Raw genomic sequence first — 25492 nt, forward strand, 5'->3', positions numbered from 1 at the left:
GAGGTGCCCCATGAAGATTCTGATCCGCTCCACCACGCTGGACGGCGAACCGATCCCCGGCAGCGGGGAAACCCTGCAAGCCGCCGACTGCCTCGAAGTTGTCGAGCTGATGCGCGGCCAGACGCCGTTCACCGCCAGCCGAGCGCCCCGGGACTACATGACCGAGGTGCTCTCCGGCATCGAAGGCGGGCCGCCCCAGCCATTGCCGGAGGAAGTAGCCGCTGCGGCCGCCGAGTTTCTCACCCGTCTGGCGCGGCACGGCCTGATCGAGTTCCTGCCCGACGACAAGGCCAGCGATCCCTGGCCGGAACGCTTCCTCGAAGCCCTGGAGACGGTGCGGCTATCCGGGCGCACCAACATGCTCGATCACCCGGAGGTGACCCGGCTGACCGCCGAGATGGGCTACCCGGATGTGGCCGAGTGGCTGGCGGACCACCGGCGCGAATACGCGGCCTTCGTCCTCGAGGGGACGAGACCGCTCGGCAAGAACTTCGGCGGCAAGGAGGACCCGGCTCCATGTGCGGACAAGTAGGCATCATCTTCGGCCGCAAGCGCAGGAGGCCCGACGAGCGGGATTACCTGTGCGAGCTCTTCATCCGCATGCTGCTACACAGCGAGGAGCGCGGCCCGCACGCCTCCGGTCTCGCCTGGCTCAAGACAGACGGCAGCCACCGCATCTTCAAGCGGCCGATGCGGGCGCACGAGCTGGTCTACGAGAAGCCGTTCCAGGAGCTGCTCGGACAGGTCGACAACGAGACCACCATCCTCATGGGACATACCCGCTGGCGCACCCGGGGCAACGAGTTCAACAACCGCAACAACCATCCCATCCGGGCCGGGATCGTCATCGGCACTCACAACGGCACCATCTACAACGCCGATTATCTGTTCCGCCGCCTTAGGCTGCCGCGCTACGCAGAGGTGGACAGCGAGCTGATCTTCCGTCTGGCCGACCGCTTCGCACCAGAAGGCCCCATCGACCAGGAGGGGCTGAAGAAGGCGCTTGCCCTCTGTCGCGGCCAAATGAGCGCCGTGCTGACCTCACGCCTCGACCCCGGCACCATCACCGTGCTCAAGGGCAACAAGCCACTCTGCCTGCGCATCCACCGCCAGCACCGGGTGGTGCTCTATAGTCAAGGAATCAAAAAACAGTTACACTAAAACTTATGGCATACTCAAAAGATTACAGACAAATGATATTGAACAAGCTGGCATCAGGTCATAGCTACAGAAAGCTTGTTGAAGAATATCGACTCAGCGCAACAACTATTCAACGTTGGAAGAAAAGCATAGAACGCAAGAAGTACGAACGCAAACCGGCAAAAATCGATAATGAAGCTTTAATGGCTGACGTCCAAGCTTATCCTGATGACTATTGCTATGAACGGGCAAGACGCTTTAACTGTAGCGACAGAGCTATTGCCATAGCATTAAAACGTGTCGGCATTACTCGAAAAAAAAGACCTTAATTCATCCGAAAGCAGACAAACTACAGCGCCTATTATTTCTTAAGCAGTTAGCGGCATTTGAAGCTGAAGACAGAACCCTGATTTACTTAGATGAAAGCGGCTTTAAATCTCATGAGAACAGAGCTTACGGCTATTCCCACAAAGGCTGTCCTTGTTTAGGAAAGTACAACTGGCAACTCAAGAATCAAAGCAATGCTATTGGGGCAATACATAAGAACAAGTTGTTTGCGGTAGGGCTTTACGATTGCAGTATTAATAGTGATGTATTTCATTGTTGGGTAGAAGAATTGCTGTTAACACAATTGCCTGAAAACAGCGTCATTATTATGGACAATGCCAGCTTTCACAAAAGACAGGATACCCAAGAGCTTATTGCAGATGCGGGACATCATATTTTATGGCTGCCGCCATACAGTCCGGATCTGAACCCAATCGAGAAAATGTGGGCTTGGCTTAAACGTAAACGCAAGGATTGGCGATTAAATTGCATCGATAAACTATTCTTTTACTTCTTGTGGATTTGTAACTCTTTTTGATTTCCTTGACTATATATCGTCATTTGGTGCAAAGCAAGGTGTTGGACGGCAAGTAGTCGCCCGAACAGCTCAGTAAGCGCTTAGAATTTGAAAAATCTGATTTATCAATCAGTTTCAATACGATTTACCGCGCGATTCATCAAGGTTGGCTGGATATCGGCGAAGGCAAAGCAAGCCGAAAATTACGCCATAAAGGCAGAACAAGGCGGAGAAAAAATCATCTTGAAAAGCGTGGAAAAATCACGATTTCGCATACATTGGAGGAACGCCCGATTTCAGCGCAAAACCGCAGCCGTTTCGAACATTGGGAAGCGGATACGGTATTGGGTGTCGCAGGCGGTGCCTGTTTGCTTACTTTGACGGAACGCAAAAGCCGTTTTGAGTTGGTGAAAAAGATTGTAGGCAAAAAAGCATTGTTGGTGAAAGAGGCGATGATAACACTGCTTACACCGCATAAATTACGGTCAATTACGCCGGACAGAGGCAAGGAATTTGCCAAACATAGTTTAGTTACGCAAACATTAGGCGCAGCCTTTTATTTCCCCGAGCCGCATCAGCCGTGGCAAAGGGGGGCAAATGAAAATACAAACGGGTTGCTCAAGGAGTTTTTCCCCAAGCAACAGGATATAAACCGTTGGAGCGATGATTATATTCAATCGGTCGTCGACAAATTAATTCTACGACCGAGAAAGTGTTTAGGCTGGAAAACACCTTATTAAGTTTACTTTAAAAAAGTATTGCACTTGGTTTGACAATTCAAGTTTCTATAATTCAATCCTGTAACTGATGTAACTACTTTCCTGACCTATGACCTGCATTTTTGGCTATTTTGGGCATTTCAGGGCAAAATCGCGATATTTTGTTAAATTTTCTGTAATCTATGTTTTTGCAGTATTGAGCCGGTTTCTTTGGTATGGTGCTTACTTTATCCGCCAACATGGTTTTGATACGTCGAATGCCGATAGAGATTTGAGGAAAGACTGGTCAGGTCGTTATAAAACAAAAGGAATAGATATGATTGAACAAACTGAGAAAATGAATCAACGTTATCCAAGTAAAAGTTTCTTATCTGCTGAAGAGCGTGAAACGCTATTTCAAGAAGGTGGTATGAATGCTGTCTGTTTGGCTGAATCAATGGAAGCTGGTGATGCCGGGGATGAAGATTTGGCTTGGCGTTGGCTGGCTGCTGCACAGATGCCTACCACAGCATTAAAAACGATCAAGCGAGCGCTTGGTGTGGAATTTATGCGTAAATATAATATTGATACAACCAACGCAGATCGGGAGCTAGGAGAAGGATGGTTGGAGCGTAGTGTGTGAGCGATAATCGAGAAAAGCTAATTCGTCTTCTTGCCGTGGAAGACACGGCAATGGTAAATTTGAAAGCTACTAGCTCAGCAAAAAAACTGGCTGCCTCGCGTCAGAGGCTACTAAACCATATTAAAGAAGTTGCTAAATCAGGTGATTTGCAAGATATGATTTCCACTGAAAAGGAAATTATTACCAATGACTTGGAGCGACACAGTAATAGTACGATTATGGAAGGAAGCCTTAAAGCAGCGATTAACGAAATGAGCGTAATACAAAAGCATTTGGCTATTGTTGATGACCCTCAGAAGTATAAAGCTGTAGATGAAGCGCACAGCTTACTTAAAAATCGCCAAAGGGGTGTTTGCCCTTGGACGAAGCACGCCAAAGCTTCAAAAGCCATTTTGCGCGTTTGGTGAATATGGACAAATCGCGCCTAGATGACGACGAAAAAAAGATTATCGATGCACGTAAATCAATGATTAGCAGCGCACAAAAGCTTTATATGGCTCGCCAAGCAAACACACTTGGTGTTGATATTGGTCAAAACAAAAAGCAGTCTCTCAAACACTGATAATCCAGTATTACCGGCTTAAATTCTTCTTTGATAGGTTCTGCTCTTCCTCGATCAGCTGCTGGCGCATCCATTTGGACGCCTGCTGCAAGTCTTGCCTGAGCGATTCGATTTCGGATGGAGTTAACATCAGTGGCGGCAAAGGCGTGTCTGACTTTGGATTGTGTGATTTTTTCGATTCCATTCTAGTTTGCTGTTTCCGGACTGGGTAATTACCTTGATAAGGAGCGCTTAGGCTCGCGGATCTTTGCTAATGGTTCTTTGGTGCTATAGGGTATTGCTTGAAGAGACTTTGTTATGCGGGCAAGCGAAATCGCTTTTTGTTCTTCGGAAGTGGCTGCTCCTTTATCCAACTGGATGCCGCCCACATATTTTGCTTGAGTGATTCGAGTTCTGAGGCTGTGAGCATTCGGGATTGATCGAACGTGCTCTGCTTCTGAGTGGGTGAGTTCACTGATGCCATAACCAAATTCCTTGTTCCAATATTCTTCTATATCGTTACCATGCTTGGAGCGTATATTATCCAAAATTTCTTTACTTGGCGCAAGTTGCAATGAGCGTTGCTGAGCGCATATGACCATCATACCGATGGTTTGGCCTCCATTATTATTGATATGCCCACGTAATGCCGCAAGTGTGCCGCCCATCGTGAGAGTGTCATCAATCAGAATATACTTACACGGCTCGACCTTTCCCTCGAACGAGGGCGTTCAGAAATCTATGTCAGTTCAATCAAAGGCTCATCACCTTATCTAAGCGCCCGGGGAAATGGATAGACAACTGCATCATAGTTTGTCCCCAATTGTTGATAGGTCTTGTCCATTTCTCACCGGCATTTAATATAGCCACATACAGTAATTTAAGCAAGCTGTTTTCATTGAGGAAAGCACCTTTAGTTTTAGTCAACTTACGAAACTGGCGATGCAGCGCTTCAACCGTATTGGTGGTATAAATCTGTAACCGTTACGGCGGTTATTACTATTGAGATTCTGCCCAAGATAACTTTCTATTTCAGCTGATAAAGCTGCTTCAGTAAGTTGTTTAATAAGCGGGGCTAGGACCCCATCACTGCCTGTGATGGGCTTACCTGCTTGGATGGCTTTTAAAGCTTCGTTAAAGTCAAAGTGTTGCATAATGTCATTCCTTGTTTTCTGGATAGTTTATGGGAGTGACACAGTTTTTTGAACACTACCTGGGATTTCAGCTCAAAACCGCAGCCGTTTCGGACATTGGGAAGCGGATACGGTATTGGGTGTCGCAGGCGGTGCCTGTTTGCTTACTCTGACGGAACGCAAAAGCCGTTTTGAGTTGGTGAAAAAGATTGCAGGCAAAAAAGCATTGTTGGTGAAAGAGGCGATGATATGTAAGGCGCGGCGCATTTTTGCATTTTCCGCGCGTTAATTTTGCATCGAATATTAAGCGCAGCACGCATTAATTTTGCATTGCTGCAAACAAAAGACGCGCAAAAACTATACCCCAAACTCAGTATAAACCACCGCCGGCGCTTCGCTCAGCACCTCTTTTGTCGCCACATCGTAATAGACGGTTTTCCCGTCTCGGCGCTGCCGTGCAAGATAACCTCCGTGCCGTTGGGCGTTTGTGCCACTAGCACACCACCACCGCGATTGCCCGTGATTTTTGCCGTGGCGCGTGGGTGAGCGGCAAAAAGCTGATTAAACTGCTGATAAAGGTTCATGCTATATTCTCTTGTTTTTTATAGGCTTCTAGGGCGGCGATAAATAAGGCATTATTTGCCAAGCCTTGCTCTGTGGCGATACGCTCGAATTCCTCGACGACGGCTATCGGCAGTTTAAAGGCTTTTAGCTTGACATCTCGCCGTGCATCGCTTTCTGCCTGTATTTGATTGCGTGTTTTTGCCATTTGCTTTTCCCTATTTATTTGCTATGATTGAAAGAGGTGAGGCGGCTGCCTCACCCGTTCTCGTTACCAAGCTGTTTGCGACAGCATCAGTAGCGTTAGTAGAACGATTATTTTGATGACTGCATTCATCGGATAATCCTTTCTAAGCCCCCATCGAAAGCTGGGGGTTTACTTTATCAGCGCCTTGCTGATACGCATATCATAGGTTATCCTACTAAATGATGCAAGTATTTACTTGCTTTTTCTTTGTTATTTATCCAAATATCTATCTAAAATAACAGGTTGCCACAGATAATACTGCTTACACCGCATAAATTACGGTCAATTACGCCGGACAGAGGCAAGGAATTTGCCAAACATAGTTTAGTTACGCAAACATTAGGCGCAGCTTTTTATTTCCCCGAGCCGCATCAGCCGTGGCAAAGGGGGACAAATGAAAATACAAACGGGTTGCTCAGGGAGTTTTTCCCCAAGCAACAGGATATAAACCGGTGGAGCGATGATTATATTCAATCGGTCGTTGACAAATTAAATCTACGACCGAGAAAGTGTTTAGGCTGGAAAACACCTTATGAAGTCTACTTTAAAAAACTATTGCACTTGGTTTGATAATTCAAGGGAAAAAAATACCGCTTTCAAAATCCGCTACATCAAAATTACAAACATTATCAGGCAATTGCCGATCTCTTAGCCATTCCGAGAGAAAAAATTCATTCTGACGTTGTTTTTATCGGAGATGCGGAATTCAAAACCGATATCCCCGAGCGGGTTTATTGTGGCAAATCCGCTTATGCCGCCTTATATAGTCGAAGAATTGAAAAAGTATTACGGCGTTGGCTCGCCTTGCCGTACTATCTGTACTGTCTGCGGCTCGCCGCCTTGTACTACTTTTCCACTTCTCCGAACTATTACGAGCAGAAAAAAGAAATTTTATTTGAAAAACAGTACCTTTTGCATTGATGTGAATCAATGGTTAGGAATGATGAATTATCATTTTTTTGCGGCTTTGAAAGATAAGGTTGCTACGCTACGTTGTAAATGCGCTTTGGCATCATCAGGCGTTGGGTGATTTACCAGTGCAGCAATTACATTTAATGCGTCATTACGCACGGTCAGCGTCACTTTACCGTCTTTATCTGTTTTTTGTTTTTCCGCAAAATTATTGATGTAATCATTAGTAACAGGCACGTCTGCAGCAGGTTTGCCATCAACATAAACCGTAACGACAAGCTGCTCACCTTGTTTCACCGCTGAAGGATCTTGTTCAGGAATAACTTGTACAGGTAATTCTGCAAACGGCTTCATTTCGCCTTGATATGATTTTAATACGGAAATGTTATATTTAAGAGAAGTAGAAGTATCTACTGGTTTGCTGATATCTTTCTCTGCGACTTCTTTCCAGCGACCATTTTCACCTTTCTCCCAAAAACCATTATTGAAGAATACAGTTAACACGGCTGCATCTTTAGCATCAATGGTGCTATGGCTTGGCTTTTTGCTTACCACGACTTCGCTGGTGGCAAATTTTTCGTCATAACCATTGACCCACGCTAATTTTTCCTTTTCATAAGCATCATCTGCAACCCCCATGCCGTAAACTACGGATAATTCACCAAAATGAGGTGTTACCCAAACGCCATGTGCGGAACTGGCTTGCATAATTAATGCAGCGCTTGCTGCAAGAAGTAATTTTTTCATATTGGATCTCCCATAAAAATAACAATGCCAAACTGGCTTGTAAATAATAATGCTTTTGTAAATATTTTGCTATTGATATTTGTCAAAAACCGTTATTATTTACTACGTTTTTTGTTCCTGAATTTACAATCCAAGTACAAAAAAGAAGCATTCACAATAGAGTATCATTTTGTTCCCCAACAAAAAAGGACTTTAAAATGAACGCTTCTTACCGACATCTTACGCTTTTAGAACGGGAAAGCATAATGATTCTGCTCGCTCAAGGCAAAAAACAGTCCGAGATTGCCCGACAATTAGGACGGAGCTGCAGCACGATATCCGTGTCCTGCCTTGGCTAATTTTCACCACCATGGGGCTTGCCACCGCCGCCGCCACTTACCCGCTATAGTCAAAGAATTGAAAAAGTATTACGGCGTTGGCTCGCCTTGCCGTACGCTCTTGTACTGTCTGCGGCTCGCCGCCTTGTACTACTTTTTCACTTCTCCGACTATACTTTCGCCGTTATCCCGAAGCTATTACCCAATAAAAAAGGCTTTGCATTGTTGCAAAGCCTGAAAAAACCGCATTTCGCTTAGTAAACCGTTTGATAGGCTGCTTGCGGATTATGCTCGGAAATCGCCTTAATAAAGATTTCCACGCGGCGGTTTTGCTGACGACCGCTTGCGTTGGCATTAGAAGCGCGCGGATAATTTTCGCCGTAGCCACGTACTACAATACGCTGCGGATTCACACCTTGGCTAGATAAATATTGCGCCGCCGAATTGGCACGACGCTCAGACAAACCCTGATTGTAGTTGGCATTGCCTACATTATCCGTGTAGCCATACACATGCACCACGGTTTGCGGATATTGATTCATCGTCTGCGCCACGCTATTCAGCGTTTGATAGAAATTCGGCTGAATTTGGTATTGATTGGTCGCAAATAAGACATCTCCGGGGATATTAAGCTGTAAAGTACTTTCATTCACACGCGTGACATTCACGCCGGTGCCCTGCATTTGCTGCTGCAACTGACGCTGCTGCTGATCCATATAATTACCGATCGCCGCACCTGCTAAAGCACCGACAACCGCGCCGACATAGCGACCATTGTTATCATTAATCTGATGACCTGTCACACCGCCGGCTACCGCACCAATCATGCCGCCGATTGCTGCGCGTTGGTTTTCCGTCATATTACTGACGCAACCGCTGACCAAGGCGGCAATTAATAAAGGGGCTAATGCTTTCTTCATCGTTTACTCCTGTGTTTAAAAGAAGACTATCATACCGAAAACAGAACAGAAAAAGATAGTTTTTTCTTTCAAAGCCAAAATAAACTTATAAAACTAAATAAATCAAAGCCTAAGCTACAATTGCCGTATCGCCTTCACTGCTCACTCAATCTAACTCTCCGATATCGAAGAGACGTTACCAATAAACTCACAAATAATTTTTTAAACATGCTTTTCCTTTTTATTGAAACGAATCAAAATAAAAAAGAGCAATCACAGTATCATCATGGATTACAAAAATCTTATATTATAACAAAATGAAATTAAGTCATATTTTAAGTTTTTCTTCATAAATCTTTAGGGCAAATCATTTTACCCCATTCTCATGTTGGACTTATAATTAATGCCTATTATCCTGCAAAAACAAATATACAACACTGATTTATAAATTATTTTCTAACGAAAACATCTTCAATAATCTTTTCTGCAGGCAGCGCAAAAATAATCTATTTAATTGATATAATTAAATAATAATTACAAGCAGCAACCCCAATACGAGCGACAATTACCCAAGACATGCTCCGCAGAAAAATACAAAAGAAGAGGTTTTTGCTAGACTTTAGCTTCTTTCTTAATACCTATTTTTACACACTATGCACATCAATCCAGACAACGTCCGCATCGAAACCTCTTGGAAACAAGCCCTCTATCCCTGCTTCAGCCGCCCCTATTTTCAGCGCATCAAACAAGCCCTGCTCGATGCCAAAACGCAGGGTAAAACCGTCTATCCGCCCAACCGCCTCATCTTTAACGCCTTTGAACAAACGCCCTTCGAGCAAGTAAAAATCGTCATTCTCGGGCAAGATCCTTATCACGGCGCAGGACAAGCGATGGGGCTGTCCTTTTCCGTGCCGCGAGGCATTGCCGTGCCGGCATCGCTCAAAAACATCTACAAAGAACTGCAAATGGAATACCCAAACTACCGCATTCCCGCGCACGGCGACCTACAATACTGGGCGCAGCAAGGCGTGCTGCTGCTCAATGCCTCACTCACCGTCCTTGCGGGACAAGCCGCCAGCCACAGCCAAATCGGCTGGCTGGAATTTAGCGACGACATCATCCGTACCTTAAACCAAGCCCACAGCGGACTCGTCTTCATGCTCTGGGGGAATTTTGCCAAAAGCAAAGCCGCCCTAATTGATGCCGACAAACATTGCATTCTTACCGCCGCCCACCCATCGCCGCTTGCCCGCGGCGCCTTCTTCGGCTGCAACCACTTCCGCCTTGCCAACGACTATCTGCAAACTCAAGGCAAAACGCCGATTGACTGGCAGATAAGCGCGATTTAACAACATTAATTCCACAGGAAAACATATGAAAATCCATCACAACATTTGGCATATCCTTTTAGGACTGGGCTTAATAGCCTTAGTTATCGCCTGCTTTTTATTATTCATTTTGCTGATATTTATAGGCTATAACATCTTATTTAGCTTCATAATGCCGATAAGCCTCATCGCCTTGTATATCAGTTTGTGGATACTCTTCAGCCTCGATGCCGAAGATCGCAGACTCATCAAAGGTATTGCCACGCTATGCGCCTGTATCCTGGGTCTGGGCATGACTTATGTCGCCATAAAAGAATGGCGTAATGCACGCTATCGCGCCGTCGCCGCTGTAAAAGAACTCGAACTGCGCGAATACGAACCTTTCTATTCCGACAAACTGGCGGTTCTTGAACACCCTGCCGATCTGCAACTCAAAGACAATCTGCCCGTGCTAGACGGCTCCACCGCTCTCTATCCCCTCTATGCCGCCTTTGTGCAGACCGTCTATCCGCCGCAATTGGCACAGGAATACGAAGAGCTGAACCGCCTAATCCAATCCAGCAAAACCGGCACCGCCTATCAACGCCTGCTAGACGGCGAAGTCGATATCATCTTTGTTCCTGCCCCATCTAAAAGCCATCAAGCCCTTGCCGACAGCAAAGGACTGCAATTTCAGCTATATCCCATCGGGCAAGAAGCCTTTGTCTTTTTCGTGCATCAAAGCAATCCCGTGAACAATCTGAGCATCGCGCAAATTCAACAAATTTATGCCGGCAACATCAAAAATTGGCAGGAAGTCGGCGGCAATAAAGAAGCTATCCGCGCCTTCCAACGTCCGGAAAACTCCGGCTCACAAACCGCCCTGCAAAGAATCATGGGCGACATCGCGCTAATGAAAGCGCCGAAAGAAGACATTCCCACCGGCATGGACGGCATCATCAGCCAAGTCGCGGATTACCGCAATTTCCCCAATGCGATAGGCTTTTCCTTCCTGCTCTATTCTTCGCAACTGGTGCAGGAAAAACAAATCAAACGCCTCAGCATCAACAATATTGCCCCCAACCATGAAAACATCCGCAATAAAAGCTATCCCTTTACCTATGATTTCTATGCGGTCACCCTAGGCAATGAAAGCCGAGAAACGCAGCAATTGATTCAATGGATACAATCGCCGCAAGGCAAAGAATTGATTGAAAAAACAGGCTATGTTCCAGTGCCTTGAACCGGCATCACCTGCCTATCGCTTTAAACAATAGAGCAAGTCTCATTTCAAGCATTCGCCTTTATTATGTTTCAACACACAGAGCGACACATAAAGCGTCGCTCTACGTGTTGCCCTGAATTGGAAGAGGTTACACCTCTCCCACAAGATTATCCTCCCTAAAGGGAGGGGTTTCAACCAGTAAGGAAATTTTAATGAAACACAATCCCGCTTTCGGGCTGATAATCCGCTTTGATGCGCGTGCCTGAAGGGTATTTGCCGCTTAAGATGGCGGAAGCCAGCGGATTTTCAATCAGGGTTTGAATAGCGCGTTTCAGCGGTCTTGCGCCGAAGGTCGGGTCATAGCCGGCATCGACCAAATACGCCAAAGCATCGGCGCTGATGTCCAATTGCAAATCGCGCTCTGCCAAGCGTTTTTGCAGGCGTGCCAATTGGATATTGGCAATCGCGCCCATATGCGTTTTGCCCAAGCCGTGGAAAACGACGGTTTCGTCAATGCGGTTGATAAATTCGGGGCGGAAATGCATTGCCACTACTTCCATCACCGCATTTTTCATTTCCTCATAGCTTTTATCGCCCATGGCTTGAATCAAATCCGAGCCGAGGTTTGAGGTCATGATGATAACGGTATTGCGGAAATCGACTGTGCGCCCCTGTCCGTCGGTCAAGCGTCCGTCATCGAGCACTTGCAGCAAGATGTTAAAGACATCGCCATGCGCTTTTTCGATTTCGTCAAACAGCACCACGCTGTAAGGTTTGCGGCGCACGGCTTCGGTCAGATAGCCGCCTTGGTCATAGCCCACATAGCCCGGAGGCGCACCAATCAGCCGCGCCACACTGTGTTTTTCCATAAATTCGCTCATGTCGATGCGCACGATATTGTCTTCGCTGTCGAACATAAATTGCGCCAAGGTGCGGCTGAGTTCGGTTTTGCCCACCCCTGTCGGTCCAAGGAAGAGGAAAGAACCAATCGGGCGGTTGGGGTCGGAAAGTCCTGCGCGATTGCGGCGAATGGCATTTGCCACCGCTTCCACCGCCGTTTTCTGCCCGACCACGCGTTCATTAAGCACGGCTTCCAGATGCAGAAGTTTTTCGCGCTCACTTTCCATCATTTTGCTGACGGGAATGCCCGTCCAACGCGAGACGATATGCGCGATTTCTTCGCTGCCGACTTTGCTGCGCACCAGTTGATGACGCTGTTCTTGTTCGGCGTTTTCCGCAATGTGTAATTGTTTTTCCAATTCGGGCAGTTGTCCGTATTGGATTTCGCTCATTCGCGCAAAATCGCCCTTGCGTTTCGCCGCTTCCAGATCGACGCGCAATTTATCCATTTGCTCTTTAATGCCTGCCGTGCCGTGAATTTGCGATTTTTCCGCTTTCCAAACTTCTTCCAAATCGGCATATTCTTTTTCCTGCGCGCTGATTTCGTTTTCTAAATCTTGCAGACGTTTTTTGGAAGCCGCATCGCTTTCTTTTTCCAAAGCCAGCCGCTCCATTTTCAGCTGAATCAGACGGCGGTCGATTTTATCCATGATTTCCGGCTTGCTGTCTAATTCCATACGAATTTGCGCCGCCGCTTCATCAATCAAATCAATGGCTTTATCGGGCAATTTGCGTCCGCTGATATAGCGGTGCGACAACTGCGCCGCCGCCACCAAAGCAGGGTCGGTAATCTGAATGCCGTGATGGACTTCATAGCGTTCCTGCAAACCGCGCAAAATCGCAATCGTATCTTCTACTGTCGGCTCATCGACCTGCACTTTCTGAAAACGCCGCTCCAATGCCGCATCTTTTTCCATATATTGGCGGTATTCGTCCAGCGTGGTGGCGCCGATGCAGTGCAATTCGCCGCGTGCCAAGGCAGGCTTAAGCATATTGCCGGCGTCCATTGAGCCTTCGGTTTTGCCCGCCCCGACCATGGTATGAATTTCATCAATAAACAGAATGATTTTGCCCTCGGATTTGCCGATATCCGTCAAGACGGCTTTTAAACGCTCTTCAAATTCGCCGCGATATTTCGTGCCTGCCAGCAAAGCCGCCAAATCCAACGACAACAGACGTTTGCCTTTCAAACTCTCCGGCACTTCATTATTGACAATCCGCTGCGCTAAACCCTCGACAATCGCGGTTTTCCCCACGCCCGGCTCGCCGATCAGCACAGGATTATTTTTGCTGCGGCGTTGCAAAATCTGCATCGCGCGGCGGATTTCTTCATCACGCCCAATCACAGGATCAATCTTGCCGTCCAAAGCGCGTTGCGTAACGTCCAGCGTATATTTTTTCAGTGCCTCGCGTTTGTCTTCGGCGTTTTCGTCGGTTACCGGCGCATTGCCGCGCAACTCGCGAATGACCTTTTCCAATGCCGCCTTATTCGCGCCCTGCGCTTTCAATGCCTTGCCCACCGCCGCTTTTTCTTCCAAAGCGGCAAGCAAAAACAACTCGGAAGACAAATATTCATCGCCGTTTTGCTGCGCCTGTTTGTCGCATAAATTCAGCAGACGCGCGGTTTCGGGCGATACATTCACTTGTCCGTTAGCTTGGCTGATACGCGGCAAATCCGCCAAAATCCGCTCCAATTCGCTGCGCAAAGCCGCTACGTTCACGCCCGCTTGCCGCAGAATATTGGCGCTGGAGCCGCCTTCTTGATTGAGCAATGCCAATAAAACATGCACCGGCTCAATATAATTATGATCTCTGCCCACCGCCAAAGATTGCGCGGCAGCTAAGGCTTCTTGAAATCTCGCCGTAAATTTTTGATTCATTGTTAAGTCCTTAAAGTTAAAAAATACTACACCCTATCTTAGGGCGTCGGCAGCGATTTCAAGCGCAAAGACCACGACATACATGAATTTTTATTCAGTTCGGCAATAGGGCTTCAAACGACTTCCTTTCAAGCAAGCACTCACTAAACAAAGTAAAAATTAAGCCATTGCATTAATTTTGATTGTTTATTACCATCTTGGTTTCCCTTATCGCTTTAGGCAAAAATAATGCAACATCTTCCTCCCATGTCCCTTCCTTCAAGAGAGGAAAACCATAAAATCATCCCTTTTGCTTACTACAACACCGAACCGCGCAACCTCATCGTCGGCCCTAAGCACTACATCCTGCGCGACAACATCAGCATCATCTCACGCACCAATGCAGACGGCTTCATCACCCACGCCAACCAAGCATTTATCGTTACCAGCGGTTACAGTAAAGAAGAACTCATCGGCAGCAGCCAAAACATCATCCGCCACCCCGACATGCCGCGCAGCGTATTTAAAAACCTATGGGAAACCATCAGCCAAGGCAAAATTTGGGAAGGACACCTAAAAAACCTGCGCAAAGACGGCGGCTATTACTGGGTACACGCCACCATACAACCCGTCATGGAAAACGGCAAACCCAAAAGCTACACCTCCACCAGACGCAAAATGGACAGAGAAACCATCCAAATGGCAGAAGCCTTATACGCAGAAATGCGCAAATCCGAAAAAGAACAGGTACAATAAGCCCATCTCAACAACCACTGCAAAACATGAGCGACGAACAAAGCGAATCGAAAAACGGCTGGCTAAAAAAACTCTCGGCCCTACTAAGCGACCATAGCCAGCCGAGCAACCCTCGCCAACACTTCCTAGCCCTGCTGCAAGAATACCGCAGCGCCTATCCGCAATTTAGCGACGACACAGCCACCATGATGGAAGCCCTCTTAGACCTAAACAGCACCCAAGTGCGCGACATCATGATTCCCAGAGGACAAATGGTGCTCATTCAAGAAAACTGGTCATTAGAAAAAGTCTTCGCCGTCATCATCGAATCAGGGCATTCCCGCTACCCGGTCGTAAACGAAGAATTCAACCAAGTATTAGGCATACTCATCAGCAAAGACCTTCTCCCTATGCTCTTAAAGCCCGAACAAGAGCAAAACTACCTTACCGTACTGCGCCCCGCCACCCTCGTGCCGGAAAGCAAAGCCCTAGACGCCATGCTGCGTGAATTCAAAACCAACCGCAACCACATGGCAGTCGTCATCGACGAATACGGCAACCCCTCAGGACTCATCACCATAGAAGACGTCATCGAAGAAATCGTCGGCGAAATAGACGACGAACACGATGAAATCGCCGATGCCCAATACCGCCAACTGGCAGACGGCAGCTATCACGTCAAAGCCCTTATGGAAATCGAACAATTTAACCAATGCTTCCATACCAAACTCCCGGACGACACCGCCGACACCATCGGCGGCTACATCGCCCAGCAATTCGGCAGACTGCCCAATAACGGCGAAACCCTCGAACTGGACGAACAATGGCAAATCAGCATCGCCAAAGCCAATCAACGCCGCATCTTACTATTAAAATTATTTAAAAAATGTTTCAACACACAGAGCGACACATAAAGCGTCGCTCTGTGTGTTGCCCTGAATTGGAAGAGGTTACGCCTCTCCCACAGATTATCCTCTCTAAAGGGAGGGATTTCAACCAGTAAGGAAATTTTGATAAAAAAATATCGGATAATATATCCGATATTTCTAATATTATAAGATTAAGGCTAATTAACCACCCCAACAGTTTATCGACTCTGGGGCTCGTGCATTTTGACCGTTTGCTGTTTTAGCGCCCGTATTGCTTAAAGCAAACACGCTACATTCTGTATCCTTAAGCTGCGGCCCCACAGCTTGAGCTTGGACTTTAAAACTTGTCGCATCAATTGCTGCAAAAGTGATTGCATAACGCTGTGTGCCGTTCATTGGAGAACGATGCAAACCCCAAGTAGACAATTGATCATTATTTATATCTCCCCCATTAGAGGTTTTATTATAAGTTCGTGTCACACTGAAATTTTGCTCTAATTTTTGCGCAATATCTTGCAACATATTACGCGCTTCAACACGATGGGAACGCAAAATATAGCGTTGATAACTTGGCACTGCTATCGCAGCCAATATTCCAATAATGACAACAACAATCATTATTTCGATTAAAGTAAAACCACGATTTTTTCTATCTTTCAACTGTGTATTCATATTTATCTCTAGTTACAATCAGAATTTTGTTCAACATTTCGAATGCGACCCGCACTGCTAATACATAATTTAATTTGCAGATTATCAAATTTCTTATTCTCAGCTGTAAAATTTGCACCAACAAAATTACCAGTAAGCCGACCATTATTTAAAAATATAAGTTTAACGCCACCTCCGGCATTAAAATTCAACGTAATTTTCTCATCATTTCCTTTTAAGGTCGGCGGAAAATCCCGAATCAAATTATTAGCGTTAGCATCCATATCCCGAACAATCCAACCGACTTTATAATTTTTCGAATCAGAAGCACATGTTTCACCATCAGTACTCGGGCAAATTTGTACTCGCGTTTTACGCCGGATTGCCTCTTTTTGTGCTAAATAAAACGCCGTGCGCCATTCTCCGACAGCCGTTTGCAATTGATTTCCAGCCATCATGCGACTAAAACTGGGTGCTGCTATTGCGGCTAAAATACCGATAATAGCGATAGTGACAATTAACTCTAAAAGCGTAAATCCCTGTGATTTTTTATTCATGACATTTACTTCCCTGTTAGCAAATAAGTATTTTGCAATACGGTTTTGCTGCGCGCAGCATTCCCATTAGCTATGCTATAACCAACTGCCGTCACACGTAACACAATAACATCCTTATCATGAGCGTCACTTAAACCCAAAGTAGCGCCGTCACCTTTAAAACGTTCGATAATATATGCGCCCTGTTCATTTGATAAGGTTGTTGAATTACTCTGATCACCAAAACAGACTAATTTTGAGCAATCAGGTTTACCGTCCGTATCTCCCCAATCTAATAAGCAAGCATAAGAAGGTTTATCAGGACAAACCTGCCTAGCATCGCCATCATACACGCCTGCTCGATTAGCAAATTTGGCCGGGTCAGACCAATAAGCGATAGCTAGTGCCATTTGCTTTCCTGCATCCTTTTCATTGGCATCTTCCAAAGAAACACTTTTACCATTACTTGGATTAGACATCCGTTTAATATCATATTCCGCATCACGCATAGCAATTGCCGCGGCTTCTGATGCACGCATCTGATCATAATCTGCCCCCGCTTTCATTTCCTCCATTGAGGCGCTGGTTAAAGTAAAACGCAGCATACTTAGCAGCAATAACAAAAAGATTAAGCAACTTAATAATACGATGCCCTGTTCCTGTTTTTTCGGTTTTAAATTCATATTTTACTCCTTTAATTTGTAAAATATACGGCATTAGGAATATTGATAATTTTAATATAAGCACGATAAAGCTTCTGATCATTTACCCGTCTTGCTTCATTACCAAAATTACCATCTGCATCAAATTCACAAGTTGGTATTGTCGGCTGCAATTCCATCCAATTTCCTTGAACATTACCGCTTAAAGGCTCTGCACCAACGACCAAACATACCTCTACTGCCGTAACTCCCGCCCAGCCCAAAGGACGTTGGGAACTCACTACTTCATTAGCTTTTAATGTATTTGTCACATACATGCCGGCATAACTATCTTTCATAGTAGCAGATGTATCACTAACGCCTTCAGTCACTAAATATCTGAATTGCAGATCGCTGATTCCGCTTACAAGCGGCTCTCCTAAGCAAGAAAAAGTGCCATTATTGTCGTCGAAAGAGTATGTATTAACGACTATCGGCGTATTTTGCAAAACATCAGCTTGAACCTTATTACCAATACAATTTAGAGCAGTACCTGCATGAACAGCAGCATCTACGTTTGTTGCATCTGTATAAGTACGTAAACTGCTTTTATCGCCGCGAGCAGCACTTGCTGCGGCTTGATAACGTAGGGTAAGCGTTCTATCAGTACCTTCTAAACCATTCTCGCCAAAAATTGATTGAAAAGGCGTTTTTACAGTGCCTTTTCCAGATAAACGACCGTACATTATTTGCACTTTTTCATCGCTTGGCGCCACTAATTTTTGTGCGGTTATTTGATTATCAAACACATCTACATAACCTGCCATATTAATATCTGCCGTTAATCGCTCAAAAACTTGTCTTGCCGTTTCATCAAGTATTTCATTCATACTGCGTGTTTTATTTGAACGATTTGCCGTAAGATAAACCGAGCTTAAAGCCAATAGTAAAATCAAGCCGATAGTGAGCGATACCATTAGTTCCAATAAGGAGACACCGGCCTGTTTCTTTTGTTTTAATTTCATTTTACGCTCCTAAATCACTACTCTTAACTCAATAAGTTCATTTTTTGTTTCATCATCTTGCCGCTGATTTTCTTCACCGATTTGCCATCTCACTCTGACAATATAACTACCATCAGGCTGCCTAAGAATCGAACCTTGACCTGCCGGCACAGAATTATTCACATTTCTCAGCCAAGTTGTCATTTCACGTTGTGCTCGCGTTAAGGCCTGCGACTCTGCTCTTTGCTTTAGCTTTTCTTCAAGCGTACATTCAGCAGATGCGCATTTAACTTCAGGATTTTTTTTGGCTACGGATAATGAGTAGTTATTATCCTCCCATTGCCCACTACCAAATTGATAGCCCGCTAAGCCCATGCGGTTGGCTCTCATGGCGTCTACGATAGTTTGAATTTCACGCATAGCATTGGCGCGATATTCCGCGGTAGCACCATAGCGATTACTTGCGCCTAGCATAGACACTAGCAAGCCCAAACCTAAACCCACAACAAGAAAAGAAACAATAACTTCTAATAAACTCATACCATTTTGCCGCTTACCGGCAAAATAAGATAAATTTTTCTTTTTCATAGTTTTCCTCAGTTGGGCGGCAGGAACTGCCGCCAAAGTATTTTTGCTTAAGAAGCATTATTCAATAATTGGTCATTCAATAATTGGTCGGCTATTGAGTCGAATCAAACGTCCGCCTTCTGTAGGACATTTAAATGCTTCAAGGCCTGTAGACTCATAACCTGTCGTTGAGCTAACCACTCCCACTGTGTAATCCCCATGCTCTACGCAATCGTTTCTGCCTTGTGCGGCATCAATAGCTAAATCCTGTCCTGAGCCGAAAGCACCGTTAGCGTTTACAGCTTTGACAGTTCGGGCTAATGCTTCGAAAGAGTTAAGCGTTGCGCCTGAAGATAAACCATCAATTTGCAAAGCAGCAACTTTTAAAGCTTCATCGCCCTCAATTGCTTCTTTTTCGTTAGCGTTGAAAGAGGTTTTACTTTGCTCACCCAAGTCTTTGAAATAAGCGCTGCCTTCTAGCGGATTACTACCTGTTTTTACATCAACAGCAAATAACCAACCGGTTGACTCGGACTTGGTACTGGTTTTATTAATCTTACAACTATACGCATTATTACTTTGAGAAGAGGTATTTGGGGCAGAAGAAGATTTCTTCGTGGTATACACGCGCGAAGTAAATACCGCCGTACGGTTAATCACGCTTGCTTGCGTAACTACGCGTTCGCCATCAGAACCTAAGGTTAACATCCAACCGGGGCTACCATCGGCAACTGTTTTGCGCGTGAGATAGCGTAAGGTTTTTTTATCACCCCCTGTTCCGCTTGTGCCTGTAGTACCCAAAATCTTTTGTTCTACCAATTCGCTTTGCTCGATCGGCTTAGGCGTTTTTTCTGTCAATTTATCGCGAATACCTAAAACCACCTGCTGGCTTTTGTCTTCCAAATCCTTTTGATAAATATCCGAACCGGTACCAACGATCACCATATAGCTATCACTGCTTTCCTTATATACGGCCGGAGCGGCGGTAATAGGTTGGCTTGACTTGCCATTATAGATTTTATGAGCCGTCCAAGAGCTTACCTCGCCGCGCAAATCAAAGCGATACAGATTACCGCCCTGATCTCCTGCATAGGCAATATCAGCTAAGTTATCGGCATCGATATCCACCAAAGTCGGCGTAGAAAGACCTTTCAATCCGTCCTTAACAGGAATAGTTTTCACTAAGCTTCCCGCAGCATTGCCTGTTTTGACTGTCGACGCCTGCTTAGCCATATCTTGCCCTAAGGCATCATAGATATATAGCGTGGGTGCGGTTAGAACTCGTGCAGGGGCATCATAGCCATTAGCTAAAAATAACAGCTGACGCACACCCTGGGTTTTGTCTTTAACATCTCCAGTTAATTTTGTCGCCACTTGGGCAAATTGTGGTGTACTAACTGTGTAGCCTAGTTTGTTGTTTTGACCTTTTGGCGTTTCCCACATAGGCACTGTTCTAGCCCAATTAGACTCATGATTGTCTAAGCCCACGGGAGTAGCAGCCGCACGATCCTTACCACTAATCGCCAACACATAAGCACCGCGGCCACCTTGCCCCATGGCGCCAGCAATATAAGTGGCACTATTGCCATTTTTATCCGCACTGGTCTGCCGCCATTGAATGCCGCCGCTATTTAAGAACAAATGCGGTTTTGAATCTTGAGAAATATTCTCACTGGTTAAAGTCGAGCCATAACCGGTTTCGGCAAGTGCCACACTAGCCTTAGCAACCGTATCCGAGAAATCCGTGCTTTCTCTTTGCATTGAGGCAGGCAGATAATTTAACCGCAATGTATATGGTCTGTTATTATAATCTGTTTTTTCAAACAAATACATCATGCCATCATTTGCCGCTGTCAGCATATATCTTGGTCGTCCTTTTGAGTAGTCCAAGGCCACTACAGGCGCGCCCATCACATCTGCCATCATACGCGCAGGATCTTTGGCATTGGCATTCGCCGTACGCTGGCGATACTGTTTCACCTTAGTTCGTATTCCGCGATCACGCAAATATTGTGCAGCTTGTTCAATCTTGGCATCGGTTGAGCCACTGCGTAAATACCAAGGCAAAAATGCAAGACGAAATTCACCGCGTTGAGAATCATTAAAACCAAATAAGGGATATAAATGACCGCTGCTTGTGTTCATATCTTCTGTCCGCTGCTGTCCATTGCCATCCACATAACTAATAATCACCTTGCGATTGGTGCTATAGTCTGCTGGTTCGCTTTCTGTCGTTTGCTTACCTTGCTTATCTAGCTTGAGAAACTTAAACTCACTAGACCAAGTTTGAGGATTGAGTGTCAATTGTGCTGCTAAACGGTCTAATTTTTGATCTCCAGCGCCAGCAAATGCCGCTGAAGATGCACTAAATCCCGTCTCAAAATTTGGCTTATGTTCTTCATTATCCTTATTAATCTCTCCCAGAATTTCTTCAAAAGCAGAGCTTAACTCTCTTTCATTAGCCGCGTTATATACCTTATTATTACTAGAAGCATCTCTTAAATAAGCATTACCTTGTGCAGAAGTGCCGCCGCCGAAAGCAATCGAAAAAGTTTTAATCGGTTGCTTTTCAAAATACATTTCTCCGTTATGTTCAAAGCCGTCCCATTGGGTATTATCCTTATCATTGCCAGCAAAAAGTGTCTTCATATAAGAATTTGATGATGAATAATAAGAAAAACGCGAAGATTTGGTATCGCCTGATTGGCCATATCTCCCACTTGAGCGACCATCTAAAATGCGGCTAAAAAATGCGATGCCATTTTGTGAACCAGATCCGCTGATCTGATAGTTATAGGGCAAATTGCCATAAAAATCGCGATGTTGATAGGTGTAGAATTGTCTATCATTAATAGTTTCTACATTCGCATCACCATCAGAGAAAATAATCACATAATCATTTTGGCAAATATACTCTTTGGTGCTGATAAGATAATCTACCGCTTGCAAATAGCGTGTTGTGGTTGGTGTATATCCACCAGGGCGCAATCTTTTAATTCTATCTTTAAAGGCGGTATAATCGTTTGCCGTGCCAGCTTTGGTAAACTCATGCACCCTTGTATCACCAGCATGGTCAGCAAAATAAGGCACTGCATTAACAGGCAAGAATTGCGTTAATCTTTTTTCCGTACCCCATAAAGACATCAAGCTCCAAGAAAAATCATCTTTATAACGGTCCACAATATTCGTCAATGCCTTACGCGCCACCCCCATTCGAGTATTTTCTTCAGGAGAAACCCCTTGTGAATATGTACTGACAATCACATTTGTTGGCATCGGCACTGGAATGGCTTTTGAATTAGGGTCGAATAATTGAGTACCTTGACGATAGGTGGTACGACCGCATGAAATACTATTACCTTGTTTAATTCTTCCAGAAGAATCTACCAATTCATATTCCCACCATCTACCAAAATTGATGTTAGGCTTGCTGCCATCTTTACAAGCAAAACAAAAAGATGGAAAAAGCACATTACCATAGGCTGGATGATAGGAAGGAACATCTAACTTTACGCCATATTTTCCCCCAAAATCATACGCATCAGCCCCTACATTGGGATAATCCTTATTTGTAACACAGCTTCTATTAGCCTTTAGAGTTTGAGCACCTCTAGGTGAAACATGTAGCACTCTCTGATGGACACCACCTTGACGAGTATAATTCACCCATGGCGAACCATGAGGCAAACCTTGAACCCCTTCACCCATTGAACCTGAGTCATCAAATAAAATCATTAAACGCGGCGGAATATTGAAAGTGCCGCTGGAGCTTTCGCTGGCTTGTAAATTCAAGTTTAAAAAAGCAAAGGGCGATACGGGAACCTCTTTATCGGTCTTCTCGACTTTATTAGCGGTTTGCGCTTGGGCAGCAAAGCTCAAACACGCCAACATAACCGCTGCGCTGAGTTTGAGCGGTGCAAAGCTTGTGTGTTGCATATAGTGACTCCTTAAGTTTGAGACGAACTCCTGTCTCGAAAGATTCAGCGATTAATCGCTGAGCTAAACGTTGGGGGATGCTGCAAACTTCCGCAGCTTAGCCAACTGACATAGTCTAGCAAAAAACATTCCAAAAGATTTTTATTGTTTGCACGAGGGCTACAAAATCATCTTTATAGTACCTTAACTTCAAAATGAGACTTAGAGATACACATTTTGTCAGGAGAAGCGCTTAGAATAATCTCATTTTGAAGTTAAGAGACTATCACAATCGGCACAATCAGCACACGAGGCGCTATTCTCTCTAATCCATGTTGCCAATAAGGGATTGTTCACGATCCATTTACCGCCGGCATCGCGGCTAATCCAGTCGTGCCGCTCCATGCGGCGGATTGCGCCTTGCACGCTGCTGTTACCGACATGCCCCACGCCTAATAAAGCGGCGTATTTTTGGCGATTTTCCTGACTGTACAGATTCACTTCAATGCCCTTGGCAATATCACGGATAATGGCTTTTTCTAATGCTTTCATCTGCTGCCATTGCCCTGCTTCTCTGTCTTGTTCGCCCAGTTGCGCCATTCTTTTTTCTGCCGCTTCCCTAAGGCTTATTGAGGGGTTAATAATCATATCTTGGATAATTGCCCTTAAATACATAGGCGTATGATGCAGGCTTTGGAATAGTTCGAATAAAGCGGCAGTATTTATAGGTTTACCGGTTCTTTCATAATAAATTTCTGCAAGAAAATCCGTAAACTCTTGTCCCAATAAGGGAAAATCTAAGGCATGGGCAAAATGAAAAAACGGTGCTTTGTTATCATTAAACATGGCGCGCAAGCCGTTGGTGCTGCTGCCGGTGAAGATGGTTTTTATTTGATACTGATGCACATCCAAGCCCGTGCGCAGACTGCGAATAAGTCCTTTTGCATCAGACAGTCTTGCCAACTCTTGCACTTCGTCAAGCAAGAGCAGGCTTGGTCGATTGTCGCTTGCAATCACAGCAATGATATCAGATAGACGCGGCGCTTCATTTGATGCTATTTCACGCTCAAGACCAATGCCCAGAATATCAATTTTGCTGATGCCGCTTAAAAAGGTTTTGGCTTTATTGCCTGCTTGGATGTTTTGGGCAAATTGATATAAAGCGCTCTGAAAATCGCTAATGGGATGATGGCTATCCATAAAGGAAAAATAAAACACATTAAAGCCTTGCTGCTCTGCCAGCGGCGCAATGTCTTGCAATAAAAATTGCGTTTTACCCATGCGCCGCGGCGCAAATAATGTTACGGCATGGGTGATGCCGTCTTTAAGGCTGTTCAGCAGTTTTTGCGCATAGTCTGTGCGGTGAAAAAATAAAGCGTCTTTCATAAGATTGCCCATGTTAGCGATTTTAGTCAAAATTATACATGGCATGACTAATTATACAAACGATGTCTAAAAATGTATAAAACCCTGTTTACCGCAGCACTTCAATATTTTGCCAAGATTGCTATTTGCGCGGCTTGCAGGGCTTTGCCTAATGCCGCGCCTGCCAAGCCCTGCGCGGCAAGATGTTTGGCATCGACGCCTTGCATCATCGCACTTTGCGCCGCGATAATGCGGATTTGCAATGTTTGGGCAATGCCTGTCGCTTGCAGGTATTCGCGCAGAAAGCCGTTGTCGCGCAAGGCGGCGCAGGCTTTTAAGAGTTGCCGGCGTTTTTCGCCCCCGAGTTGTTCCCAAGCGGCAAAATCATGACCGATGTTTTGCAGGCGTTCCAGCCATTGGCTATAGATTTTCGGCAGCGGCAATTGCTGTTTCAAGGCGGCAATCAGCTCGGCATTGCCTTGCGTCCACAGGGCAAAACGCGCTGCCGGATTCGATGTCCGCGCCGCAGCAGCGGCTAAGGCGGCGGCTGCTTTGTTCCAATCATGAGCAATCGCCGTGCCGGTGAGTACGTTCATGGCGTTCATATCCGCCAAACCTTGAAAATAGCGCTGCGGGGCGGCGGTTTGCAGGGCTTTTTCGCTTTCCTGCCAAACGCGTTCGGCGCTTAGCTCCGCCAATTCGCCTGCCTGCGCCATTTGGCAGCATAAATTCCATGTTTCTTCAGCAATGTCAAAACCTAATTCGGCAAATCGCGCTGCAAAGCGTAGTAGGCGCAGCACGCGCAGCGGGTCTTCGATAAAAGCTTCCGATACATGGCGCAAGCGTCGCGCGGCAAGGTCGGCTTGTCCGCCGTAAGGGTCGATGATGTTGCCGGCGCTGTCTTGCGCCATTGCATTAACGGTTAAATCGCGGCGGCGCAAATCTTCCTGCAAAGAGACGTTCGGACTAAATGCAAAGGCAAAGCCGCGATGTCCGCGCCCTGCTTTGCGTTCGGTGCGCGCCAATGCGTATTCTTCGCCGCTGTCGGGGTGTAAAAACACGGGAAATTCCCGCCCGACTTGCCGAAAACCTGCCGCCAACATGGCTTCAACACTTGCGCCTACCACGACATAATCGCGGTCATGTACCGGCAAGCCCAACAAGGCATCGCGCACCGCACCGCCGACTAAGAAAATTTCCATATTATAGTCTCTTAACTTCAAAATGAGATCATTC

Annotated in this window: 27 protein-coding genes and 6 pseudogenes; 15 read left to right on the forward strand and 18 right to left on the reverse strand. The window is 45.7% G+C overall.

Annotated elements, in window-relative coordinates; genetic code table 11:
* Positions 1 to 10 precede the first annotated feature (10 nt).
* From DYC63_RS01475 to DYC63_RS12805, 8 genes and pseudogenes are all read left to right on the forward strand, one after another.
* Positions 11 to 532, forward strand: a complete 522-nt coding sequence (locus tag DYC63_RS01475) for a DUF5049 domain-containing protein (protein ID WP_115217613.1) — start codon at positions 11 to 13, stop codon at positions 530 to 532.
* Positions 517 to 1161, forward strand: coding sequence for a glucosamine 6-phosphate synthetase (locus tag DYC63_RS01480; protein WP_245887980.1), 645 nt, complete (start codon positions 517 to 519; stop codon positions 1159 to 1161). Before DYC63_RS01475 ends, DYC63_RS01480 begins: the two co-directional genes overlap by 16 nt.
* Before the next feature lie 5 nt (positions 1162 to 1166).
* The gene (locus tag DYC63_RS01485) at positions 1167 to 1469 is read left to right on the forward strand and encodes an IS630 transposase-related protein (protein WP_112863885.1); all 303 of its coding nucleotides are present in this window, start codon (positions 1167 to 1169) and stop codon (positions 1467 to 1469) included.
* Entirely contained in the window at positions 1469 to 2005 is a 537-nt protein-coding gene (locus DYC63_RS01490; protein ID WP_245888008.1) for an IS630 family transposase, read from the forward strand. Before DYC63_RS01485 ends, DYC63_RS01490 begins: the two co-directional genes overlap by 1 nt.
* Positions 2006 to 2061: 56 nt before the next feature.
* A pseudogene (locus tag DYC63_RS01495) lies at positions 2062 to 2724 on the forward strand (IS30 family transposase); the annotation flags it as partial.
* An 88-nt stretch (positions 2725 to 2812) separates the two neighbouring features.
* A complete protein-coding gene (locus DYC63_RS12340; protein ID WP_147284904.1) occupies positions 2813 to 3325 on the forward strand; it encodes a hypothetical protein in 513 nt (170 codons plus the stop codon).
* Positions 3322 to 3732 (forward strand): hypothetical protein, encoded by a 411-nt coding sequence (locus DYC63_RS12800; RefSeq protein WP_218564509.1) that lies wholly within the window; start codon positions 3322 to 3324, stop codon positions 3730 to 3732. Before DYC63_RS12340 ends, DYC63_RS12800 begins: the two co-directional genes overlap by 4 nt.
* Positions 3733 to 3734: 2 nt before the next feature.
* Positions 3735 to 3887, forward strand: coding sequence for a hypothetical protein (locus DYC63_RS12805; protein WP_218564510.1), 153 nt, complete (start codon positions 3735 to 3737; stop codon positions 3885 to 3887).
* A 10-nt stretch (positions 3888 to 3897) separates the two neighbouring features.
* Here the strand turns inward: DYC63_RS12805 and DYC63_RS12500 are convergent, their stop codons facing one another.
* From DYC63_RS12500 to DYC63_RS01520, 4 genes and pseudogenes are all read right to left on the reverse strand, one after another.
* Positions 3898 to 4071, reverse strand: a complete 174-nt coding sequence (locus DYC63_RS12500) for a hypothetical protein (RefSeq protein ID WP_158008690.1) — start codon at positions 4069 to 4071, stop codon at positions 3898 to 3900.
* Positions 4072 to 4099: 28 nt separating this feature from the next.
* Positions 4100 to 4534, reverse strand: a complete 435-nt coding sequence (locus DYC63_RS01510; protein WP_115217616.1) for a hypothetical protein — start codon at positions 4532 to 4534, stop codon at positions 4100 to 4102.
* A gap of 85 nt (positions 4535 to 4619) precedes the next feature.
* Positions 4620 to 4850 (reverse strand): annotated as a pseudogene (locus DYC63_RS01515) (transposase); the annotation flags it as partial.
* A complete protein-coding gene (locus tag DYC63_RS01520) occupies positions 4790 to 5020 on the reverse strand; it encodes a hypothetical protein (protein WP_115217617.1) in 231 nt (76 codons plus the stop codon). The gene DYC63_RS01520 and the pseudogene DYC63_RS01515, both read right to left, overlap by 61 nt.
* A 64-nt stretch (positions 5021 to 5084) precedes the next feature.
* Between DYC63_RS01520 and DYC63_RS01525 the strand changes: the two are divergent.
* Positions 5085 to 5249: pseudogene (locus DYC63_RS01525) on the forward strand (IS30 family transposase); the annotation flags it as partial.
* Positions 5250 to 5397: 148 nt separating this feature from the next.
* Here DYC63_RS01525 and DYC63_RS01530 read toward each other — a convergent pair.
* Complete coding sequence (locus tag DYC63_RS01530; protein WP_115217618.1) at positions 5398 to 5583, reverse strand: hypothetical protein; 186 nt, start codon at positions 5581 to 5583, stop codon at positions 5398 to 5400.
* Positions 5580 to 5768 carry a ribbon-helix-helix protein, CopG family gene (locus DYC63_RS01535; protein WP_115217619.1) on the reverse strand — a complete coding sequence of 63 codons (189 nt, stop codon included), beginning with the start codon at positions 5766 to 5768 and terminating at the stop codon, positions 5580 to 5582. The genes DYC63_RS01530 and DYC63_RS01535 overlap by 4 nt, the downstream gene beginning before the upstream one ends.
* Before the next feature lie 291 nt (positions 5769 to 6059).
* Between DYC63_RS01535 and DYC63_RS01540 the strand changes: the two are divergent.
* A pseudogene (locus DYC63_RS01540) lies at positions 6060 to 6377 on the forward strand (IS30 family transposase); the annotation flags it as partial.
* Between the two features lie 381 nt (positions 6378 to 6758).
* Here the strand turns inward: DYC63_RS01540 and DYC63_RS01550 are convergent.
* The gene (locus DYC63_RS01550) at positions 6759 to 7466 is read right to left on the reverse strand and encodes a DUF4198 domain-containing protein (RefSeq protein WP_115217621.1); all 708 of its coding nucleotides are present in this window, start codon (positions 7464 to 7466) and stop codon (positions 6759 to 6761) included.
* Positions 7467 to 7663: 197 nt separating this feature from the next.
* On the opposite strand from DYC63_RS01550, the pseudogene DYC63_RS13075 reads away from it, so the two are divergent.
* Positions 7664 to 7786: pseudogene (locus tag DYC63_RS13075) on the forward strand (helix-turn-helix domain-containing protein); the annotation flags it as partial.
* A gap of 61 nt (positions 7787 to 7847) precedes the next feature.
* Here the strand turns inward: DYC63_RS13075 and DYC63_RS13610 are convergent.
* Together DYC63_RS13610 and DYC63_RS01560 are read right to left on the reverse strand one after the other, a co-directional pair.
* Positions 7848 to 7958, reverse strand: a pseudogene (locus DYC63_RS13610) (IS30 family transposase); the annotation flags it as partial.
* A 79-nt stretch (positions 7959 to 8037) separates the two neighbouring features.
* Positions 8038 to 8703, reverse strand: a complete 666-nt coding sequence (locus DYC63_RS01560) for a YiaD family glycine zipper/OmpA-like lipoprotein (protein WP_115217622.1) — start codon at positions 8701 to 8703, stop codon at positions 8038 to 8040.
* A 632-nt stretch (positions 8704 to 9335) separates the two neighbouring features.
* On the opposite strand from DYC63_RS01560, the gene ung reads away from it, so the two are divergent.
* Both ung and DYC63_RS01570 read left to right on the forward strand, forming a co-directional pair.
* The gene (gene ung / locus DYC63_RS01565; protein ID WP_172459362.1) at positions 9336 to 10031 is read left to right on the forward strand and encodes a uracil-DNA glycosylase; all 696 of its coding nucleotides are present in this window, start codon (positions 9336 to 9338) and stop codon (positions 10029 to 10031) included.
* A gap of 151 nt (positions 10032 to 10182) precedes the next feature.
* Positions 10183 to 11232 carry a PstS family phosphate ABC transporter substrate-binding protein gene (locus tag DYC63_RS01570; protein WP_245887983.1) on the forward strand — a complete coding sequence of 350 codons (1050 nt, stop codon included), beginning with the start codon at positions 10183 to 10185 and terminating at the stop codon, positions 11230 to 11232.
* Positions 11233 to 11423: 191 nt separating this feature from the next.
* Here DYC63_RS01570 and clpB read toward each other — a convergent pair whose 3' ends face one another.
* Positions 11424 to 13994, reverse strand: coding sequence for an ATP-dependent chaperone ClpB (gene clpB / locus DYC63_RS01575; RefSeq protein ID WP_115217624.1), 2571 nt, complete (start codon positions 13992 to 13994; stop codon positions 11424 to 11426).
* Between the two features lie 228 nt (positions 13995 to 14222).
* Here clpB and DYC63_RS01580 point away from each other — a divergent pair, with 228 nt between their 5' ends.
* Both DYC63_RS01580 and DYC63_RS01585 read left to right on the forward strand, forming a co-directional pair.
* A complete protein-coding gene (locus DYC63_RS01580) occupies positions 14223 to 14729 on the forward strand; it encodes a PAS domain-containing protein (RefSeq protein WP_115217625.1) in 507 nt (168 codons plus the stop codon).
* 26 nt (positions 14730 to 14755) lie between these two features.
* Complete coding sequence (locus DYC63_RS01585; RefSeq protein WP_115217626.1) at positions 14756 to 15622, forward strand: CorC family transporter; 867 nt, start codon at positions 14756 to 14758, stop codon at positions 15620 to 15622.
* Between the two features lie 156 nt (positions 15623 to 15778).
* Here the strand turns inward: DYC63_RS01585 and DYC63_RS01595 are convergent, their stop codons facing one another.
* From DYC63_RS01595 to DYC63_RS13295, 8 genes are all read right to left on the reverse strand, one after another.
* On the reverse strand, positions 15779 to 16249 hold the full coding sequence (locus DYC63_RS01595) for a type IV pilin protein (protein WP_115217627.1): 471 nt from the start codon (positions 16247 to 16249) through the stop codon (positions 15779 to 15781).
* 8 nt (positions 16250 to 16257) lie between these two features.
* Positions 16258 to 16785 carry a GspH/FimT family pseudopilin gene (locus tag DYC63_RS13085; protein WP_115217628.1) on the reverse strand — a complete coding sequence of 176 codons (528 nt, stop codon included), beginning with the start codon at positions 16783 to 16785 and terminating at the stop codon, positions 16258 to 16260.
* 5 nt (positions 16786 to 16790) lie between these two features.
* On the reverse strand, positions 16791 to 17447 hold the full coding sequence (locus DYC63_RS01605) for a pilus assembly PilX family protein (protein WP_115217629.1): 657 nt from the start codon (positions 17445 to 17447) through the stop codon (positions 16791 to 16793).
* A gap of 11 nt (positions 17448 to 17458) precedes the next feature.
* Positions 17459 to 18430 carry a prepilin-type N-terminal cleavage/methylation domain-containing protein gene (locus tag DYC63_RS01610; RefSeq protein ID WP_115217630.1) on the reverse strand — a complete coding sequence of 324 codons (972 nt, stop codon included), beginning with the start codon at positions 18428 to 18430 and terminating at the stop codon, positions 17459 to 17461.
* Positions 18431 to 18439: 9 nt separating this feature from the next.
* Positions 18440 to 18997: a type IV pilus modification protein PilV gene (gene pilV, locus DYC63_RS01615; protein ID WP_115217631.1), complete on the reverse strand. Its 558-nt coding sequence runs from the start codon at positions 18995 to 18997 to the stop codon at positions 18440 to 18442.
* Between the two features lie 72 nt (positions 18998 to 19069).
* Positions 19070 to 22912 (reverse strand): PilC/PilY family type IV pilus protein, encoded by a 3843-nt coding sequence (locus tag DYC63_RS01620; RefSeq protein ID WP_115217632.1) that lies wholly within the window; start codon positions 22910 to 22912, stop codon positions 19070 to 19072.
* Positions 22913 to 23155: 243 nt separating this feature from the next.
* Positions 23156 to 24277, reverse strand: coding sequence for an ATP-binding protein (locus tag DYC63_RS01625; protein ID WP_115217633.1), 1122 nt, complete (start codon positions 24275 to 24277; stop codon positions 23156 to 23158).
* A gap of 101 nt (positions 24278 to 24378) precedes the next feature.
* On the reverse strand, positions 24379 to 25458 hold the full coding sequence (locus tag DYC63_RS13295; RefSeq protein ID WP_115217634.1) for a tRNA nucleotidyltransferase/poly(A) polymerase-related protein: 1080 nt from the start codon (positions 25456 to 25458) through the stop codon (positions 24379 to 24381).
* Positions 25459 to 25492: the final 34 nt, after the last annotated feature.

The sequence above is a fragment of the Suttonella indologenes genome (assembly GCF_900460215.1).
GTDB lineage: Bacteria > Pseudomonadota > Gammaproteobacteria > Cardiobacteriales > Cardiobacteriaceae > Suttonella > Suttonella indologenes.